At 70.3% G+C, this 15,932-nt stretch carries 14 protein-coding genes; 8 read left to right on the plus strand and 6 right to left on the minus strand.

The window, feature by feature from the left end:
- The first annotated feature begins 133 nt into the window (after nt 1-133).
- Genes J2S55_RS13180 through J2S55_RS13190 form a run of 3 tightly spaced genes read left to right on the plus strand, consistent with a single transcriptional unit; the run spans nt 134 to nt 3,435 of the window.
- The gene (locus J2S55_RS13180; protein WP_306860247.1) at nt 134-1,450 is read left to right on the plus strand and encodes a nucleotide sugar dehydrogenase; all 1,317 of its coding nucleotides are present in this window, start codon (nt 134-136) and stop codon (nt 1,448-1,450) included.
- The gene (locus J2S55_RS13185; RefSeq protein ID WP_306860248.1) at nt 1,440-2,618 is read left to right on the plus strand and encodes a glycosyltransferase family 4 protein; all 1,179 of its coding nucleotides are present in this window, start codon (nt 1,440-1,442) and stop codon (nt 2,616-2,618) included. The genes J2S55_RS13180 and J2S55_RS13185 overlap by 11 nt, the downstream gene beginning before the upstream one ends.
- 55 nt (nt 2,619-2,673) lie before the next feature.
- Nucleotides 2,674-3,435, plus strand: coding sequence for a methyltransferase domain-containing protein (locus J2S55_RS13190; RefSeq protein WP_306860249.1), 762 nt, complete (start codon nt 2,674-2,676; stop codon nt 3,433-3,435).
- Nucleotides 3,436-3,685: 250 nt separating this feature from the next.
- Here J2S55_RS13190 and J2S55_RS13195 read toward each other — a convergent pair whose 3' ends face one another.
- Nucleotides 3,686-4,591, minus strand: coding sequence for a glycosyltransferase family 2 protein (locus tag J2S55_RS13195; protein WP_306860251.1), 906 nt, complete (start codon nt 4,589-4,591; stop codon nt 3,686-3,688).
- 54 nt (nt 4,592-4,645) lie between these two features.
- Here J2S55_RS13195 and J2S55_RS13200 point away from each other — a divergent pair, with 54 nt between their 5' ends.
- The 3 genes from J2S55_RS13200 to J2S55_RS13210 all read left to right on the plus strand — a co-directional run bounded on the left by J2S55_RS13200 (nt 4,646) and on the right by J2S55_RS13210 (nt 8,246).
- A complete protein-coding gene (locus J2S55_RS13200) occupies nt 4,646-5,209 on the plus strand; it encodes a dTDP-4-dehydrorhamnose 3,5-epimerase family protein (RefSeq protein ID WP_306860253.1) in 564 nt (187 codons plus the stop codon).
- A gap of 6 nt (nt 5,210-5,215) precedes the next feature.
- Nucleotides 5,216-6,112, plus strand: coding sequence for a right-handed parallel beta-helix repeat-containing protein (locus J2S55_RS13205; protein WP_306860255.1), 897 nt, complete (start codon nt 5,216-5,218; stop codon nt 6,110-6,112).
- A 322-nt stretch (nt 6,113-6,434) separates the two neighbouring features.
- Complete coding sequence (locus J2S55_RS13210) at nt 6,435-8,246, plus strand: DUF4082 domain-containing protein (RefSeq protein ID WP_306860257.1); 1,812 nt, start codon at nt 6,435-6,437, stop codon at nt 8,244-8,246.
- A 75-nt stretch (nt 8,247-8,321) separates the two neighbouring features.
- On the opposite strand, the gene J2S55_RS13215 is transcribed toward J2S55_RS13210, so the two are convergent.
- On the minus strand, nt 8,322-9,719 hold the full coding sequence (locus J2S55_RS13215) for an O-antigen ligase family protein (RefSeq protein WP_306860260.1): 1,398 nt from the start codon (nt 9,717-9,719) through the stop codon (nt 8,322-8,324).
- A 3-nt stretch (nt 9,720-9,722) separates the two neighbouring features.
- Nucleotides 9,723-10,487, minus strand: coding sequence for a hypothetical protein (locus tag J2S55_RS13220; RefSeq protein ID WP_306860262.1), 765 nt, complete (start codon nt 10,485-10,487; stop codon nt 9,723-9,725).
- Nucleotides 10,488-10,692: 205 nt separating this feature from the next.
- On the opposite strand from J2S55_RS13220, the gene J2S55_RS13225 reads away from it, so the two are divergent.
- Entirely contained in the window at nt 10,693-11,568 is an 876-nt protein-coding gene (locus J2S55_RS13225) for a DUF6492 family protein (protein WP_306860264.1), read from the plus strand.
- A 48-nt stretch (nt 11,569-11,616) separates the two neighbouring features.
- On the opposite strand, the gene J2S55_RS13230 is transcribed toward J2S55_RS13225, so the two are convergent.
- Complete coding sequence (locus J2S55_RS13230; RefSeq protein WP_306860266.1) at nt 11,617-12,537, minus strand: hypothetical protein; 921 nt, start codon at nt 12,535-12,537, stop codon at nt 11,617-11,619.
- Between the two features lie 229 nt (nt 12,538-12,766).
- Here J2S55_RS13230 and J2S55_RS13235 point away from each other — a divergent pair, with 229 nt between their 5' ends.
- Entirely contained in the window at nt 12,767-13,993 is a 1,227-nt protein-coding gene (locus tag J2S55_RS13235; RefSeq protein WP_306860268.1) for an acyltransferase family protein, read from the plus strand.
- A 16-nt stretch (nt 13,994-14,009) separates the two neighbouring features.
- On the opposite strand, the gene J2S55_RS13240 is transcribed toward J2S55_RS13235, so the two are convergent.
- On the minus strand, nt 14,010-14,906 hold the full coding sequence (locus J2S55_RS13240; protein ID WP_306860270.1) for a phytanoyl-CoA dioxygenase family protein: 897 nt from the start codon (nt 14,904-14,906) through the stop codon (nt 14,010-14,012).
- A gap of 95 nt (nt 14,907-15,001) precedes the next feature.
- A complete protein-coding gene (locus tag J2S55_RS13245; protein ID WP_306860272.1) occupies nt 15,002-15,922 on the minus strand; it encodes a glycosyltransferase family 2 protein in 921 nt (306 codons plus the stop codon).
- Nucleotides 15,923-15,932: the final 10 nt, after the last annotated feature.

Genomic DNA, 15,932 nt, shown 5'->3' on the forward strand with positions numbered 1-15,932 from the left:
GGGGGCGGTCACTTCTCGAAATCGTAACGATCGCAGGAAATCATCCGACTAACGGGTGATCCGGGCAAGGCTTTGGAAAACGCCTCCTGCCCCGCAACCCAGCCGGCAAGTGACGCGATGGAGGCAGCGCACAATGAGAATCAGCGTGTTCGGGCTCGGCTACGTCGGCTGCGTCTCCGCGGCCTGTCTCGCGGCCAGCGGACACCAGGTGATCGGTGTCGACGTCAACCCCACGAAGATCGACCTCATCGCCCGCGGCCAGGCGCCGGTCGTCGAGGAGCGGATCGGCGAGCTGACCGCCGAGGTCGTGCGGAGCGGCGCGCTGCGCGCCACCGCCGACGTCGCCGGAGCGATCGGCGAGACCGAGATCTCGCTGATCTGCGTGGGCACGCCGTCCGCGCCGAACGGCAGCCTGTCCACCACCTACCTGGAGCGGGTGGCCGAGCAGATCGGCCAGGCGCTGGCCGGCAAGAGCGGACGGCACACGATCGTCTTCCGTAGCACCATGCTCCCCGGCACCTGCGCCGACCTGCTCATCCCGATCCTGGAGCGGGCGTCCGGGCTACAGGCCGGGACCGGCTTCGGCGTGGCGGTCAACCCGGAGTTCCTGCGCGAGGGGACGAGCGTGCGCGACTTCTTCGAGCCGCCCAAGACCGTCATCGGCGAGTTCGACACCGCGAGCGGTGACGCGGTCGCCGCGCTGTACGAGGGTCTGCCGGGAGAGGTCTTCCGGGTCCCCATGGCGGTGGCCGAGATGACCAAGTACGCCGACAACGCCTTCCACGGCCTGAAGATCAGCTTCGCCAACGAGATCGGGGCGATCTGCCAGGCGCTCGGGCTGGACTCGCACCGGGTGATGGACGTCTTCCTCGCCGACCGCAAGCTCAACATCAGCCCGGCCTACCTGCGGCCGGGCTTCGCCTTCGGCGGCTCCTGCCTGCCCAAGGACCTGAGGGGCCTGGTCTACGCCGCCCGGCGGGCCGACGTCTCGGTGCCGCTGCTGTCGCACGTCCTGCCCTCCAACGAGGACCACCTGCGGCGCGCCTTCGAGCTGGTGACCGCGGCCGGCAGCCGCCGGGTCGGGCTGTTCGGGCTGTCGTTCAAGCCGGGCACCGACGACCTGCGGGAGAGTCCGCTGGTCGAGCTGGCCGAGCGCCTCCTGGGCAAGGGATACGACCTGCGCATCTACGACGCCAACGTCTCGCTGTCACGCCTGATGGGCGCCAACCGCGACTACATCGAGAGCAGGCTGCCGCATCTGGGCGACCTGCTGAGCAACTCCGCCGACGACGTGCTCGCGCACGCCGACGTGTGCGTCATCGGTTGCAAGGACCCGGCCGTGCTGAGCGCGCTCGACGGCGCGGGAGACCGTACGATCATCGACCTCGTCCGCCTTCCCGACGCCGAGACGCGCCGGGCACATCCTGGATACGTGGGCCTTGGCTGGTAAAGCACTCATCCTCGTCGAGAACCTCTCCGTGCCGTTCGACCGGCGGGTGTGGCAGGAAAGCACCACACTGCGCGACGCCGGCTGGGACGTGCACGTCATCTGTCCCCAGGGCACCAGACGCGACACCGAGCCGCGCGTCGAGATAGACGGGGTGAAGATCTACCGATATCCGCTGCGGGCGGCGACCGGCGGCCCGCTCGGCTACCTGCAGGAGTACGGCTCGGCGCTGTGGCACACCTTCCGGCTCGCCCGGCGTGTCGGGCGGGTGGACGTCGTGCACGCCTGCAACCCGCCGGACCTGCTGTTCCTCGTGGCGAGAATGCTCAAGCGGCGCGGCGCGCGGTTCGTGTTCGACCAGCACGACCTGGTGCCCGAGCTCTACCTGTCCCGCTTCGACCGCGGCAAGGACTTCCTCTACCGGGCCGTGTGCCGGCTCGAACGGCTCACCTACCGGGCGGCCGACGTGGTCATCGCGACCAACGAGAGCTACCGCGAGGTCGCGATCACCCGGGGCGGCAAGCGGCCCGAGAAGGTGTTCGTGGTGCGCAGCGCGCCGGCGGTCGAGCGCTTCCACCAGGTCCCCGTGGAGGAGGGGCTCAGGCGCGGGAAGCCGCACCTGCTGTGCTACCTCGGCGTGATGGGCCCGCAGGACGGCGTGGACTACGCCCTGCGGTCGCTGGCCAAGCTCCGCGACGACCTGGGCCGCACCGACTGGCACGCGGTGTTCGTCGGCGCCGGCGACACCTTCGAGGACATGATCGCTCTCTCCCGCGAGCTGGGCCTTGCGGACTCCGTCGAGTTCACCGGCCGGATCCCGGACGAGGACCTGCTGCGCTACCTGTCCGCGGCGGACGTGTGCCTCGCGCCGGACCCGCTCAACCCGCTCAACGACGTGTCCACCATGAACAAGATCATGGAGTACATGGCGATGGGCCGCCCGGTCGTCTCCTTCGACCTCCGGGAGGCGAGGGTCTCGGCCGGGGACGCCGCCGTCTACGCGCCGGCCAACGACGAGTCGGAGTTCGCCAAGCTGGTCGCCCGGCTGCTCGACGATCCGCAGGAGCGGCACCGGATGGGCGAGATCGGCAGGGCCCGGGTCACCGGCCCGCTGTCCTGGGAACGCTCCAGGGTCGCGCTCCTGGCCGCCTACGAGGCCGCCCGTTCCTGAGACCTGAGTGACAAGCGCCTGTTCCTTGGCGCCGAGTGAGAAAGGGACCACCGCCATGAGCGTGCTCATCGAGACCATGTCCACCGCGGAGGCCGCCTCCCTGGTGGAGGGCTGCGTCGACGCGGGCACGGCAGCCGTGACCGGGCTGCTGGAGGGGGTGCGGCGGTCCTACGCGTGGTTACGCCGCAGCAGCGTCCAGCTCCTGTTCGAACGCCGGTACGGCGTGCGGACCGCGGAGGTCGTGAGCCTCGACGAGTTCGGGCTCGGCCACCAGGAGCGGGTCTACTATTCGGCGGCGAACTGGCAGACCCTGCGGCGCACGCTGCCCCTGCGCGACGTCGGCGAGCACGACGTGTTCATCGACCTCGGCTCCGGCATGGGCCGCATGGTGCTGGAGGCGGCGTCGCGATACCCGTTCCGGAAGGTGATCGGCGTCGAGCTGTCCGAGCAGCTCAACGACATCGCCCGGGAGAACATCGCCAACACCCGCCTCCGCCTGCGCTGCGCGGACATCGACCTCGTCCGGTCCGATGTCCTCGAATACGAGATCCCCGACGACGTGAGCGTGGTGTTCCTCAACAACCCCTTCCGGGGCGAGATCTTCGCGGCCGCGATCGAGAAGCTGCTCGCGACCGTGGACCGGAACCCGCGCCCGGTCACGGTGATCTACTTCAACCCGGTCGAGGAGGCGTTCCTGCTGGGCACCGGCCGTTTCCGCCACCTCCGGACGGTGACCCGGGGCCGGAGGGCCCCGGAGGACGACAGCCCGTTCGGCACGGTCCGGGTGTATGCGATCACCGAGCGGGCCGGTGCCTGACCGTACCGACCGCACAGCAGCCCGCACGGCCGGCCGTACCGAGCGCACGGCCTGTACGGCCGGCCGTACCGAGCACACGGTCACCGTGGCCGACCGCATCGCCCGCACGGCCGCCGTGGCCGGCCGTACCGACCGCACGGCCGCCGCTACGCCCGGCGGGACCGCCCGCACGGGCGGCGCCGACCGCGTGGGCGGCGCCGACCGCGTGGGCGGCGCCGACCGCGTGGGCGGTGCGGTGGGTCCGGGCGGGTCATCCGCCCGGCTGCGCCCGGCTGCCGGCGTCCGTGCCCCACTGGACCTGGCCACCGCGCCGAGCCCGCACCCGGGTCAGTGCCCGGTCCATGAGCAGGACGGTGAGATAGCAGACCGCGTCGGACGGGCTCACCTTCCGCCCCGCCACCAGGGCGCCCAGGGAGCTCAGCCGCAGGCGGCCCTCGGCGGCGGACCGGCCCAGCTCGGCGAGCTGCCGGTTGCCCAGGCGCACCCGCACCCGCCGGTTCAGGTGCGCCGAGACGGTTCTCGCCGGGCGGACCAGCGACCGGGCCTCGGGCACCACCACCCGTTCGTGGGGCGCGAAGCTGCCGTGCACCCAGCCGTCGTCGGAGATCACATCCGGCAGGGGGAAGACCCTGGCGTGCCCCCGCTCGGTGAGAACGTAGACGCCGACCCCCGCCAGTGCCCGGAACGGCGCGATCAGCTGGTCGTGCACCCGGTGCATGCGCCGGGCGATCCAGCCGACCCCGTCCAGGTCCAGCACCGGGACCGGGGCGCAGGCGAGCACGCCGGGCCGGCCGGCGGCGGCCACGAGGGCGCGCACCGACTCCGCGCTCAGCTCGACGTCGGCGTCGAGATACACGCGGGGGAAGGTCCGGCAGACCTCGTCGCCGAGCCTCAGGGCGTTGGCCTTGCCCGGGACCGGCGTCTCCACGACCCGCACACCGGCCCGCCTGGCGACCTCCGCCGTGCGGTCGGAGCACGCGTTCGCGACCACCACCACGTCGAACTCGCCCGGCGCCGTCCCCGCGAGCAGCCGCCGCAGGCCGGCCGCGACGACGGCCTCCTCGTTGTGCGCGGGCACGACGACGCTGACAACCGGCCACCGCTCGCCGGACCGTCCGGGGTCCGGCGGAACGTCCTCATCCGCAGCGTCGTTCACCGCAACGCCTCCCGCTCGCCTCTGCCGACTCGCCTCTGAGAAAAGGATGACCCGATGAGAGTAGAACGGACCAAAATCGACGGGGTGCTGTTGTTCATTCCGACGCCACACCGTGACGACCGGGGGCTGTTCACCAGGACCTTCGACAAGGCCGTCGCCGAGGAGGCCGGGCTGGACCCCGCGGCGTTCGTCCAGGACAGCCAGTCGCGCTCGCGGCAGGGGACGGTCCGCGGGATGCACGGCCGCTCCGGCCGGGGCGAGGCCAAGCTGGTGCGCTGCGCGCGCGGAGCGGTGCAGGACGTGCTCGTCGACGCCCGTCCCGGCTCGCCCACCTTCGGTGAGCAGACCTCCGTGCTGCTCGACGACGAGACGTTCGTCACCCTCTACGTGCCCCCCGGGCTGCTGCACGGTTTCCAGGCCCTGACCGAGCAGACCGACGTCTGCTACCGCATCGACCGGGAGCACGACCCGGCCGAGGACCTCTCCGTCCGCTACGACGATCCCGAGCTGCGGATCCACTGGCCGCTCCCGGTGACGGCGATCAGCGGACGGGATCTTTCTGCGGGATCATGGGCACAGCTGCGGGACCGGCTCCGCGGTCCGGACGCGATGGAGTGAACGACAATGCGATGGGTGAGTCTGGCCGCCGCCGTCTCAGCGATCACCATGATGTCCCTGGCGGGATGCACCTCCTCGGCCGAGAGCCCGCCGGGCAGGCCCACCGGCACCCCGATCGAGCCCACGGCCGCCTCCCGCTGCCCCGAGTATCCGACCCCGGCCTGCACCGGCGTGCCGCCCGGCACCAGGCTGACCGCGCTGGCCCTCAACGAGGACGGCGCCGCCTACCGGGTCAGGACTCCCGGAACGGTGCTGGACGGCGTGCACATCCCGGGCGACCTGCTGATCCACGCCGCCGACGTCACGGTCAGGAACAGCCGGATCGACGGGCTCGTCATCAACGCCGACGGGCCCAAGACCTACCGCTTCACCATCACCGACTCGACCATCGGACCCGCCAAGGGCTGCCAGACCCTGCCCGGCATCGGACAGGACAAATACACCGCCCTGCGCGTGCACATCCGCGGCCACGGCGACGGCTTCCGCGCCTCCGGCGACGACGTCGTCATCCGCGACTCCTACGCCGCCCTGTGCTCCAACCCGGGCGACCATTCCGACGGCATCCAGACCTACGACACCGGCAAGGGCCTGATCTTCGACCACAACACCATCGACCAGCGCGGCGCCAAGGACGTCACCGCTCCGATCTTCCTCGTGGACAAGCAGATCGTCGACGCGGTCATCACCAACAATCTGATCATGGGTGGCACCTACAGCATCCAGCTACGGAACGGGCGCGGAAAGCTGGTCATGCGCGGCAACAAACTGGTCGACAAGTCATGGGTTTACGGTCCGGTCGATTCGGAATGCAAGGCGATCGACTGGGCCGACAACTCGCTGGTGACGATCGATCAGAACTACCGCGTCACCTCGACCGTCGGCCCACTGAGCTGCGTGGGGTGACCTTCATATCAGCTTTTCCGCATTGTTGGCGCATCATCGGAGATGCCCGTCGCGCTTGAGAGGGCGAGTAAACGACATAGTCCGATAATCGTCATTGAAAACTCTTATAGCCAATACCCGCAAAACTGATGCGTATCTATGACCTCAGCCGCAACAATGGCCTCTGCGCGAGGACCAAACGGACACATTGTCGAGCCGACCGCAGATCGGCGCGGAGGTCAGAGAGATGACCAGTACACGCCCCCCACGCCGGGGTGGAGCCAGCGAAGGCGGACCACCCCGCCGCCGGCGGACGCAACCGGGGCTGGCGGCAGTCCTGGGTGTGGCCCTCGTGGCGGCGGCCGTCCCGGCTGTCTGGTTCCTCACCCGTGACGGCGCCACCGTGGAGCAGACGGCCGCGGAGCAGCCCGCGCCCGCCGCCAGGCCGTACAAGCCCAAGGAGACGAGCTTCTGGTCGACCGACACGCGGGTGAAGGCATCACCCCGTGCGGACCGCACACCCGTCGAGCTGGGCATGCGCTTCACCGCGGCCCACAGCGGCTGGGTGACGGGGGTCCGGTTCTACAAGGCCCGCGGCGACAAGGGCAAGCACACCGGGAGCCTGTGGAGTGCGGGCGGCAAGCGGCTGGCGCGCGTCACGTTCGCCGGAGAGAGCGCCGCGGGCTGGCAGGAGGCCCGCTTCGCCTCGCCGGTCCAGCTCAAGGCCAAGCAGATCTACACGGTCTCCTACCACAGCGCAGGCGGCAACTATGTCGGCAGCACGGGCTTCGACTCCGCCCGCTCCGGCCCGCTGACCACGGCCTCCCGTAACGCGGGAGTCTTCGGGTACGGCACGAGCGCCTTCCCGCGCCGGTGGAACCCCAAGGGTTACAACTACTGGGTGGACGTCATCTTCAAATGGCGCGACCGCTCTCCGGCACCCGGGACCACGCAGTCGCCCCAGCCGTCGCAGCCGACGGCACCGGAGCGGACGCCGGCCGACACGCCCACTCCGGGCGTCACCTCCTCCGGCACCGACCAGACTCCCGGCACGGGTCCGAGCGAGACGGGCGGCACGGGTCCCAGCCCGAGCACGAGCGGCGAGGGCACCCCGACCCCGAGCACGAGCGACAGCACGGATCCCAGCCCGAGCGCGAGCGACAGCACCGGCCCCAGCCCGAGCGCGAGCACCACCGAGCCGGGCACGCCGACGCCGACCTCGACCCCGGAGCAGACGCCGACCCCGAAAGTGACACCTACCTCGACCCCGAAGGTGACACCGACCCCGAAGGTGACACCAACCTCGACTCCAAAGGTGACACCGACCCCGAAGGTGACGCCGACGCTGACCGCGGGGCCGACGCTGACTCCCGACCCGGGTAACGGCGGTTGCGCGGCCCACCCGACCCCGGCCTGCACCGGCGTGCCGCCCGGCACCACGCTGACCGCGATGACCCTCAACGAGGACGGCGCCGCCTACCGGGTCACCAAGCCCGGCGCCGTGCTGAACGGTGTGCACATCCGGGGTGACCTGCTGATCCACGCCGAGGGCGTGACCGTCAAGAACAGCCAGATCGACGGGGGCGTCATCAACGCCGACGGGCCCAGGACCTACCGCTTCACCATCACCGACTCGACCATCGGACCCGCCAAGGGCTGCCAGACCCTGCCCGGCATCGGACAGGACAAATACACCGCCCTGCGCGTGCACATCCGCGGCCACGGCGACGGCTTCCGCGCCTCCGGCGACGACATCGTCATCCGCGACTCCTACGCCGCCCTGTGCTCCAACCCCGGCGACCACTCCGACGGCATCCAGACCTACGACACCGGCAAGGGCCTGATCTTCGACCACAACACCATCGACCAGCGCGGCGCCAAGGACGTCACCGCACCGATCTTCCTGGTCGACGACCAGATCGTCGACGCCACCGTCACCGACAACCTCGTGATGGGCGGCACCTACAGCATCCAGCTGAAGAACGCACGCGGAAAGCTGGTCATGCGCGGCAACAGGCTGGTCGACAAGTCATGGCTCTTCGGACCGGTCGAGGCCGACTGCAGGTCCATCGACTGGGCCGACAACTCACTGGTGACGATCGACCAGAACTACCGGATCACCTCGACCGTCGGCCCGCTGAAGTGTGAAGGCTGAGCTGATGAAGGCTTGGCCGATGAAGGCTGAGCTGTGAGGGCTGAGTCCGAAGTGTGAAGCCGAGGGTGCGGACGGTCAGGCTCCGGTCTGACCACCCGTGCCACCGGATCCGCGCAACAGCTCCATGGTGGTGCGGACGCGCCAGGACGGCCAGGACGCGCCGGGGGCGCGGGGACGGACCGCGGCTGACTCGGTGACGCTGCGCAGCAGCGACCCCGCGGCACCGATCAGCAGGAACGCCAGCCCGGTGACGATGGCGAAGGACAGCAGGTCGAAGGTCGCCGCCCCGATCAGCGGGACCACCATGCAGGCGGCCAGGGTGAGACCCAGGTCGCGAGTGCCGGGGTCGTTGCTCAGGTGGCGCGCCCGGAGCCCCGCGTACATCGCGCACACGAACATCCCGACGATCGCCCCGATGCCGATCAGGCCGGTCTCCACCGTGGACAGGATGTACTGGTTGTCGAAGACCTGATGTTTCGGGGCGTACCACGTGCCCGCGCCACGGCCCAGCCACAGGTGCTTGGCGATCTCGTGGGCGGCGACCTCGTAGTCGTGGGTGCGGTAGCGGATGCTGTCGTCGTTGCCGAAGTTCGCGAACAGGCCGTAGAACGTGCCCAGCAGCCCCGGAACCATGATCCTCATCAGGACCAGGAAGACGGCGACGACTCCCAGGGCGTACAGCCGCCGCCGGGCGGGCCAGCCGAGGAACAGGATGACACCGACGCCGGCCAGCCCGAGCACCGCGGACCGCGAGACCGAGAACATCAGGCCCATCCCGATCAGCCCGGAGCACACCCACCACCGCAGGGCGGGCTCGGCGCGTTCGCCGGCCTGGAACCCGTAGTGGACGGCGATCGGCAGGAGCATCGCGCACACGACGCCGAACTCGATGGGATGGCCGGTCGTCCCGGCGACCCGGCGGAAGTCGGAGCGCGCGGTGATGAACCCGTCCTCGGAGGTGTAGCGGAGGCCGGGGATCTGCATGTATTGGGTGAGGTCGAGGTCGAACAGGAACTGGCAGGCGCCGATCACCGCGATGACCGAGCCAGCCACCACGAGGGCCTGGAGCACGAAGTCGAGGCGTGCGACGCCGCGGACCCCGTCGCACATCATGAGCGCGATCCCGGCGTTGGCCACCAGCAGGACCAGGGCGTGGTCGGCGAGGTTGAGCTCGTCGGACGGCATGTAGCCGTAGGTGGCGTAGCCGTAGGTGGCGAGCATCGCGGTCAGGAAGACGAACAGCGCGGTGCGCACCGGGTTGCGCCCCTTGGCCATCCCCAGCGTGAGGGTGAGGTGCGCGCACAGCCACAGCAGGGCCGCGGCGAGGGCGATGAGGCTGGCCGGCGTGATCGACAGGGGCAGCGCCCGGAAGACCATGCGGGCCGGGACGATCAGCAGGGTCACGGCGAAGATCCCGGCCAGGGTCGCGCCGTCGGCACGCCGGCGGGCCGGCAGGACGAGTTTGGCCACCATGGGTCAGTGCCTCGCAACCGGGCCGTCGGCGGGCGACCGGCCGTTGAGAGCGGCCCTGACCGGCGTGGGATCCGCCTCCGGGAGCGCGCCGGTGTGGTCCGGGATGCCGGTCCGGCCGCGGAGCCTGCGCCTGTGGAAGAAGCTCTCGGCCATGAACGTGGCGCACAGACTCGCCACGACGCCCACGCCCGCGGCCGCCGCGACGGCGCGCAGTTTCCGGCCCCGCTGCGCCATCGGGGTGGTCGGCGGCACCGCCTCGTAGGTGGTGATGTAGGTCGCTATGGGGGCCCGCACCACCTTCTGCCGGTGGTCCAGCTCGGCCTTCGCCCGCACGATGACCCGCTTGACGATGTCCTGCGCACCGGCCGCCGAGGACGCCTCGCCCTCGATGAACAGGAACGGTCCAGTGGCGAGCGACTCAAGGTTGTTGCCGCCGTTGGTGACCTTGAAGCCGAAGTCCCCGCCGTCCGTCACGCCGAGTTCGGCCGCCATGTCCGAGGTCCCCATCGCCGCGATGAGGATCGAGGCCGAGATGCTCAGCCCGTGGTCGAAGTTGAGCATGGGGTTGGTCAGGCCGTTGGGGATGTCGGGGTTGGTCGGCAGGCTCCCACCGGTGGTCGGCGTGGTCAGGATGAGGACCGCGCTGGAGGTGTAGGTCGTCGGGATCGTCGAGTAGATGCCACCGGCGGCGGTCAACGACAGCGCGAATATCGGCAGGAAGATGTACCAGCGGCGGAAAACGACAAGGACCGTTCCCCAGAAGTCCATGCGCGCTTCCTCCCCGAACCTGACGGCGGGCGACCGCACAGAAGCCCGCTAATGGTCATCGCCCGGACCGGGGCGAGGCGTTACTCGGAATTGGAACGGGCCCGAGGTTGCGCTGAACGCCCGCCGTAACGGAGCAATTGATGTGACGATACTGATTGGGGGTGTTTCATGACCACTGATCCCGCATGACTGGAGCCCACCGTCCATGACCGAGCTGGCCGTCATCACCCCGAGCCACGGGCCCGACGCGGAGCTGTTCGCCGATCTGCACCGGTCGGTTCTGGAACACACCTCGGACGAGACCGTGCACCACGTGATCATCTCTCCAGTCTGGAAGAGCGTCTTCGCCAAGTACGCCGGGCCGCGCTGCCGTATATGGACCTACGGGGAGCTCCTTCCGAAGCGCTACTTCCGCCTGGCCCCCTACCACCTGTGGGCCAACTCCCGCAGGCCGTGGCCCCCGGTCCGGGGCTGGGTCATGCAGCAGACGCTCAAGATCGCCCTTGCCGGCCGGCTCGACGCGGACGCCGTGATGATCGCCGACTCCGACGTGGTGCTGGTCCGCCCGACGACCGTGGAGAGCTTCACCGCCGACGGGCGGCTGTGCCTGCACCGGGAGGAGAAGGGGGTGACCGCGGACATGGAGCGGCACGTCCTGTGGCACCAGGTCTCCCGCGAGCTGCTCGGTCTCCCCCCGGCGCCGCCGCCTCCGCTGACCGACTACGTGACCGCTCTGAACTTCTGGACCCCGGCCACCGTCCGCGCCATGCAGCGGCGGGTGAGCGAGACCACCGGGCGAGACTGGCTGGACGCCTTCAACTCCCGCCTGCACATCTCGGAGTTCATGCTCTACGGCGTGTTCGTCGACGAGGTCCTGGGCGAGGACACGCCGCCCCCGCCTTCCAACACCACGATCTGCCACAAGAACTGGCAGCGGACCCCGCTGGACCGCGAGGGGGCCATCGCGTTCGCCGACCGGCTGGGCCCCGAGGCGGTGGCGATGATGATCTCGGCGAAGTCGGAGACCCCGGCGGACGCGCGGCGGGCCGCCATCGAGCGGTGCGCTCAGATCACCGGATGACCGCGGGCCGCCCGCCGGGCGGCCACGGACAGGACGCCGCGGACCCGCTCACTTCTCGTGGTCGTCGCGGCCGCTGGCCCGCATGAACACGATGGTGTCGCCGGCCTCGTCGTCCCGGTGCGCGAACGGCTCGTTCTCGATCAGGACGACGAGCGGCTCGGAGTCGTCTTGGAACGGTCCTTCGGCGGACTCTCGCACATCCGTGCGCGGGTAGACGGTCAAGGGGGGGTCGACGGGGTCGGGGACGGAGAGCGCGGCCGACCCCGGCCCGCCGCGCCCGCCCGCGGGAGCCGGCGCGGGCGCGGGATCGGCGGAGCGCCCGCCCCTGCGCATCTGGGTCGCGGCGTAGGCGATGGTGATGCCGGCCAGGAGCACGAGGAACAGGGTCCCGCCGGCGGCCGTCAGCTTCCCCGAGAGTTTGGCCTCGGGGGTGGAGGAGGGCACCACGTCGACGATCGATATGAAGGTGGAGCGCGGGGCCTTGAGCGCCTGCTGGCGGTTGGCCAGCTCCCGGCGGACGCGCTGCTTGGCCTTGAGCACCACGTCCTGGGCGGTGGCGGCGGACCTGCTCTGGACCTCCACGTAGACGAACGGGCCGTTCGTGCTGATGCCCAGCAGGTTCGGGTTGGTGCGGCCGTCGTTGATCGTGATCTCGGTGGTGCCGTCCTTCACCACGCCCAGCTCGGCGGCGACCTCGGGGGCGTTCATGGAGAGGATGAGGATGCCGGCCGTGACCCGCAGACCGTCGCTGAACTGAAGCAACGGGTTCGTCAGCCCGAGCGGCTTGGTCGGGTCGGACGGGAGCGTTCCACCGGTCGCGGGGGTCGTCAGCACCATGGACGCGGTCGACACGTAGGAGGTGGGCATCAGGAAGAAGACCAGGGTCGCCGCGGCGAGCGCGAGTGCGGCCAGGGGAGGGCCGATGGTTCTACGCTTGACGAGCCCGAATATGGCCTTCCAGAAGTCCATATTTCTCCGCCCCTAATTTATGACGGGGCACCGCAACCCCCCGAGACATACGACCAACTACCCATCGGCGAGCGCGGACCTCCCGTTACAGCAGCCGGACACCGGGCAGGCCACGTCGCATTCCCTCATCGGATGTTACGTCTGGTGACGATACAGCGATAGACCCGTCGATAGGCCAAAAAGGGGGAGATGCGAGCGCCCCCATCACCTCAAGATGGGGGTTTGTCGGATGAAATCACCCGAAAGGGATGTTCGGGATGGTCCAGCCGGCGATCAGGGGCGGGCGGCCGGAGACTCCGGCGGGCCGGTCGGGCGGGCGGCCGGAGAGCGCGGCAGGCTGGCGGGCCTGGACGGGATCCGCGGCGTCGCGGCCCTGTTCGTCATGGTGCACCACTGCTGGTTGATGGCCTTCCCCGGATACCCGGCCGACACCGGCCCGGGCTGGCTCGGCTGGCTGCTCTACGGGCACATCGCGGTGGTGGTGTTCATCGTCCTGTCGGGCTTCTCGCTGGCCGTCTCCCCCGCGCGGTCAGGATGGCGGCTGGGCGGCATGGGCCGGTTCGCCCAGCGCCGCGCCTGGCGCATCCTGCCGCCCTACTGGGCCGCGCTGGCGTTCAGCCTGGTGATCGCCTGGACCCTGGTCCCCCAGCCGGGAGAGGGACCGCCCACCGCCAAGTCGGTGGCCGTCTACGGCCTGCTGCTGCAGGACCTCTTCGGCGCGCCGAGCCCCAACGGAGCCTTCTGGTCCATCGCCATCGAGGCCCAGCTCTACCTCGTCTTCCCGCTGCTGCTGCTGGTCCTGCGCAGGGCGGGCGCGGCCGTGATGCTCGGCGCCGTCACCGTGATCGTGGTGGCGATCGGCCTGCTCGCGCCCGCCGTGCCGGCCGTGGGCATGCTGATGCGGCTGACGCCCCAGTTCGCCGTGCTGTTCGCGGTGGGCGTGGTCGCCGCGGGTGTCATCGCCGCGGGCGACCGCCTGCGGCGGCTGCCCTGGCACTGGCTGGCGCTGCTCGCCGCCGTCCCGGTGCTCGCGGTGATCGTCGTGCGGGGCTCGGTCTGGACGGTGGGGAACTACTTCTGGATCGACATCGCGCTCGGTCCCGCGGTCGGCCTGCTGCTGGCCGCGGTGGCGACGGGCCGTCCGGCCTCCCTGGTCCGGCTGCTGGACCTGCGGCCGTTCCGGAGCCTGGGTTCCTTCTCCTACACGCTCTACCTGATCCACGCCCCGATCGTCGTGGCGATCTACCAGCTGGTCGTCGCGCCGAACGTGCCCGGGGGCCTGCCCGCGTTCCTGACCGCGCTCGTGCTGGCCGTACCGGTGGCCCTGCTGGCGGCCCGGACGTTCGCGTCGCTCTTCGAGCTCCCCTTCCAGCGGCACCGCAGCTGGCCCGCGCTGCGCGAGGCGGCACGGGCCAGACTGTCACGGATGCGCGCGGCCGTACGTCCCGCGCCGTAGGCGGCGGGCGGGGCCGTCAGCTCACCCGCGCCAGCGCCTCGGCCTCGTACTCCAGCGCCAGCTCCTCCGGCATCGGGTCGAGGTCGGTGCAGCGCACGAAGTCGCGCAGGGTCGTGCCGGTGCACGCCGCGTCCACGTTGGCCGCGCCCCGGCGCGCCCGCACGTCGTCGATGTTCACGGTCCGGAAGTCGATGCTGAAGCGGGTCCTGCCCGAGGTGTTGGGGACCGTCGAGTGCAGCTGCGCGCCGGAGAACAGCATCACCCCGCCCGGCTCGGGCACCACCCGCACCTGCGGGTCGAGCTCGACCGGCTCCTCGGGCCTCGGCTGCTCCCTGGTGTCGCTGCGCACGTGCTGGGCCGCGCTGAGCCGGCTGGTCCGGTTCCACTCGGCGTAGTCGTAGCGCGCGCTCCCGTTGCGCACGGGGCGGTCGAAATACTTCGGGTGGAAGGCCATCACGTTCTCCGGCACCACCGGATAGATCGGGATCCACCAGTTGAGCTGGTTGAACGGCGCGGAGTACCAGCAGTCGCGGTGCGGGTGGAAGGCGTAGGAGATCCCGGAGGTGAGGTAGTCGTTGGAGGTGGATGTGCGCAGCCGGGGGACGTCGAAGTAGGTCCGGTCGAGCGGGCAGCCGAGATCGGCGAGGACGGCCGGCAGCAGCTCCTTGCACCGGGGGTGATGGATGAACCTCGGCTTGAGCCCGGCGAGCAGCGCCGCGAACTCCTCGACCGGCATGTCGAACTGCGCGGTCTCCGGGTCACGGCCGCCGAACGCCTCGCTGATCAGCTGATGGGCGAGGCCGACGAGCTCCTTGGAGGCCGGTGTCGCGGAGTAGGTGAACACCTTCCCCTCGTAGAGCAGGCCGCGCCGGGTGTCGTCGTCCACCACGCTGTTGGAAAAGACGGTGGTCATCCTGAACGCTCTCCTTGTTCACGACTTGTTCACGACTGATGCGACTGATGCGACTGATGCGGTCGTGCGCCGGGCACGCGCACGGTGGTTCATGATCAGCTTCTGCCCGACGGGCGCCCGGCGGCCCGGCCGGGCAGGAGCAGCCCGGTGCCCAGCCGCACGAGCTTTCGGCTGCGATGCGACACCGTCCGCCACTGGCGGCGGGCGTACATCCGGTGCGCGGCGGCGTACGCGCGGCGGCGCTGCTCCTCGGTGAGGGGGGCCTCGCCCAGCCAGCGCAGGATCTCGCGGTACTGCAGGGTCGAGGAGAAACGCGCCTGCCAGGCGGGCACGCCGAGGCGGCGTCCGACCACCCCGATGCGTTCGTGCTTCCAGTTACGGTGGGCCAGCACCTCGGGCACGTGGCCCCACGGCCCGGCCAGCGCGAGCTTCGCCGCGAAGACCTCGTCCTCGCGGAGCATGTTGCGCCGGGGGATGCCGACCACGGAGGCCCGGCGCATCAGGCCGTACAGGGGATCGATCAACAGGTGGCTCTCGTTGAGCATGCGCAGCATCTCGGCGAACCGCTCGGCCGGGTCGTCGGACAGCAGGCCCCCGCCGTCGTAGACGCCGGTGCTGGTGGTGCCGTCGGGGTCGGTGTAGGCCACCTGCGTGGTGACCAGGATGAGGCGCTCGTCCTGGGCGAAGGCGCTCAGGGAGCGGGAGACGCAGGCGGGGTCCAGCCGGTCGTCGTCGCCCACCCAGCGGAAGAACGTCCCCCGGGCGATCCGCCCCGCGTGCACGAAGTTGTTGAGCAGCCCCACGTTGTGCGGCTGCCGGTGGTAGACGACCCGGTCGTCGGAGCGCGCCAGCTCCCGGCAGAACTCCTCGGTGCCGTCGGTGGAGGCGTTGTCACAGATCACCAGCTCGATGTCCGTGTGGTCCTGCGCCAGGACCGACCGGACCACGCCGTCCAGCCTCTCGGCGCCGTTGCGCACCGGCAGTCCGATGGACACCAGGGTGTCGGAGTCAAGCATCCGGTTTCCT

Source organism: Streptosporangium brasiliense (assembly GCF_030811595.1).
Lineage (GTDB): Bacteria > Actinomycetota > Actinomycetes > Streptosporangiales > Streptosporangiaceae > Streptosporangium > Streptosporangium brasiliense.

What these genes read in the sequence shown, in the direction of transcription:
- J2S55_RS13180 (WP_306860247.1), top strand. Translation starts at nt 134, where the DNA reads ATGAGAATCAGCGTGTTCGGGCTCGGCTACGTCGGCTGCGTCTCCGCG.
- J2S55_RS13190 (WP_306860249.1), top strand. Translation starts at nt 2,674, where the DNA reads ATGAGCGTGCTCATCGAGACCATGTCCACCGCGGAGGCCGCCTCCCTG.
- J2S55_RS13200 (WP_306860253.1), top strand. Translation starts at nt 4,646, where the DNA reads ATGAGAGTAGAACGGACCAAAATCGACGGGGTGCTGTTGTTCATTCCG.
- J2S55_RS13205 (WP_306860255.1), top strand. Translation starts at nt 5,216, where the DNA reads ATGCGATGGGTGAGTCTGGCCGCCGCCGTCTCAGCGATCACCATGATG.
- J2S55_RS13215 (WP_306860260.1), bottom strand. Translation starts at nt 9,719, where the DNA reads ATGGTGGCCAAACTCGTCCTGCCGGCCCGCCGGCGTGCCGACGGCGCG.
- J2S55_RS13220 (WP_306860262.1), bottom strand. Translation starts at nt 10,487, where the DNA reads ATGGACTTCTGGGGAACGGTCCTTGTCGTTTTCCGCCGCTGGTACATC.
- J2S55_RS13225 (WP_306860264.1), top strand. Translation starts at nt 10,693, where the DNA reads ATGACCGAGCTGGCCGTCATCACCCCGAGCCACGGGCCCGACGCGGAG.
- J2S55_RS13230 (WP_306860266.1), bottom strand. Translation starts at nt 12,537, where the DNA reads ATGGACTTCTGGAAGGCCATATTCGGGCTCGTCAAGCGTAGAACCATC.
- J2S55_RS13235 (WP_306860268.1), top strand. Translation starts at nt 12,767, where the DNA reads ATGAAATCACCCGAAAGGGATGTTCGGGATGGTCCAGCCGGCGATCAG.
- J2S55_RS13240 (WP_306860270.1), bottom strand. Translation starts at nt 14,906, where the DNA reads ATGACCACCGTCTTTTCCAACAGCGTGGTGGACGACGACACCCGGCGC.
- J2S55_RS13245 (WP_306860272.1), bottom strand. Translation starts at nt 15,922, where the DNA reads ATGCTTGACTCCGACACCCTGGTGTCCATCGGACTGCCGGTGCGCAAC.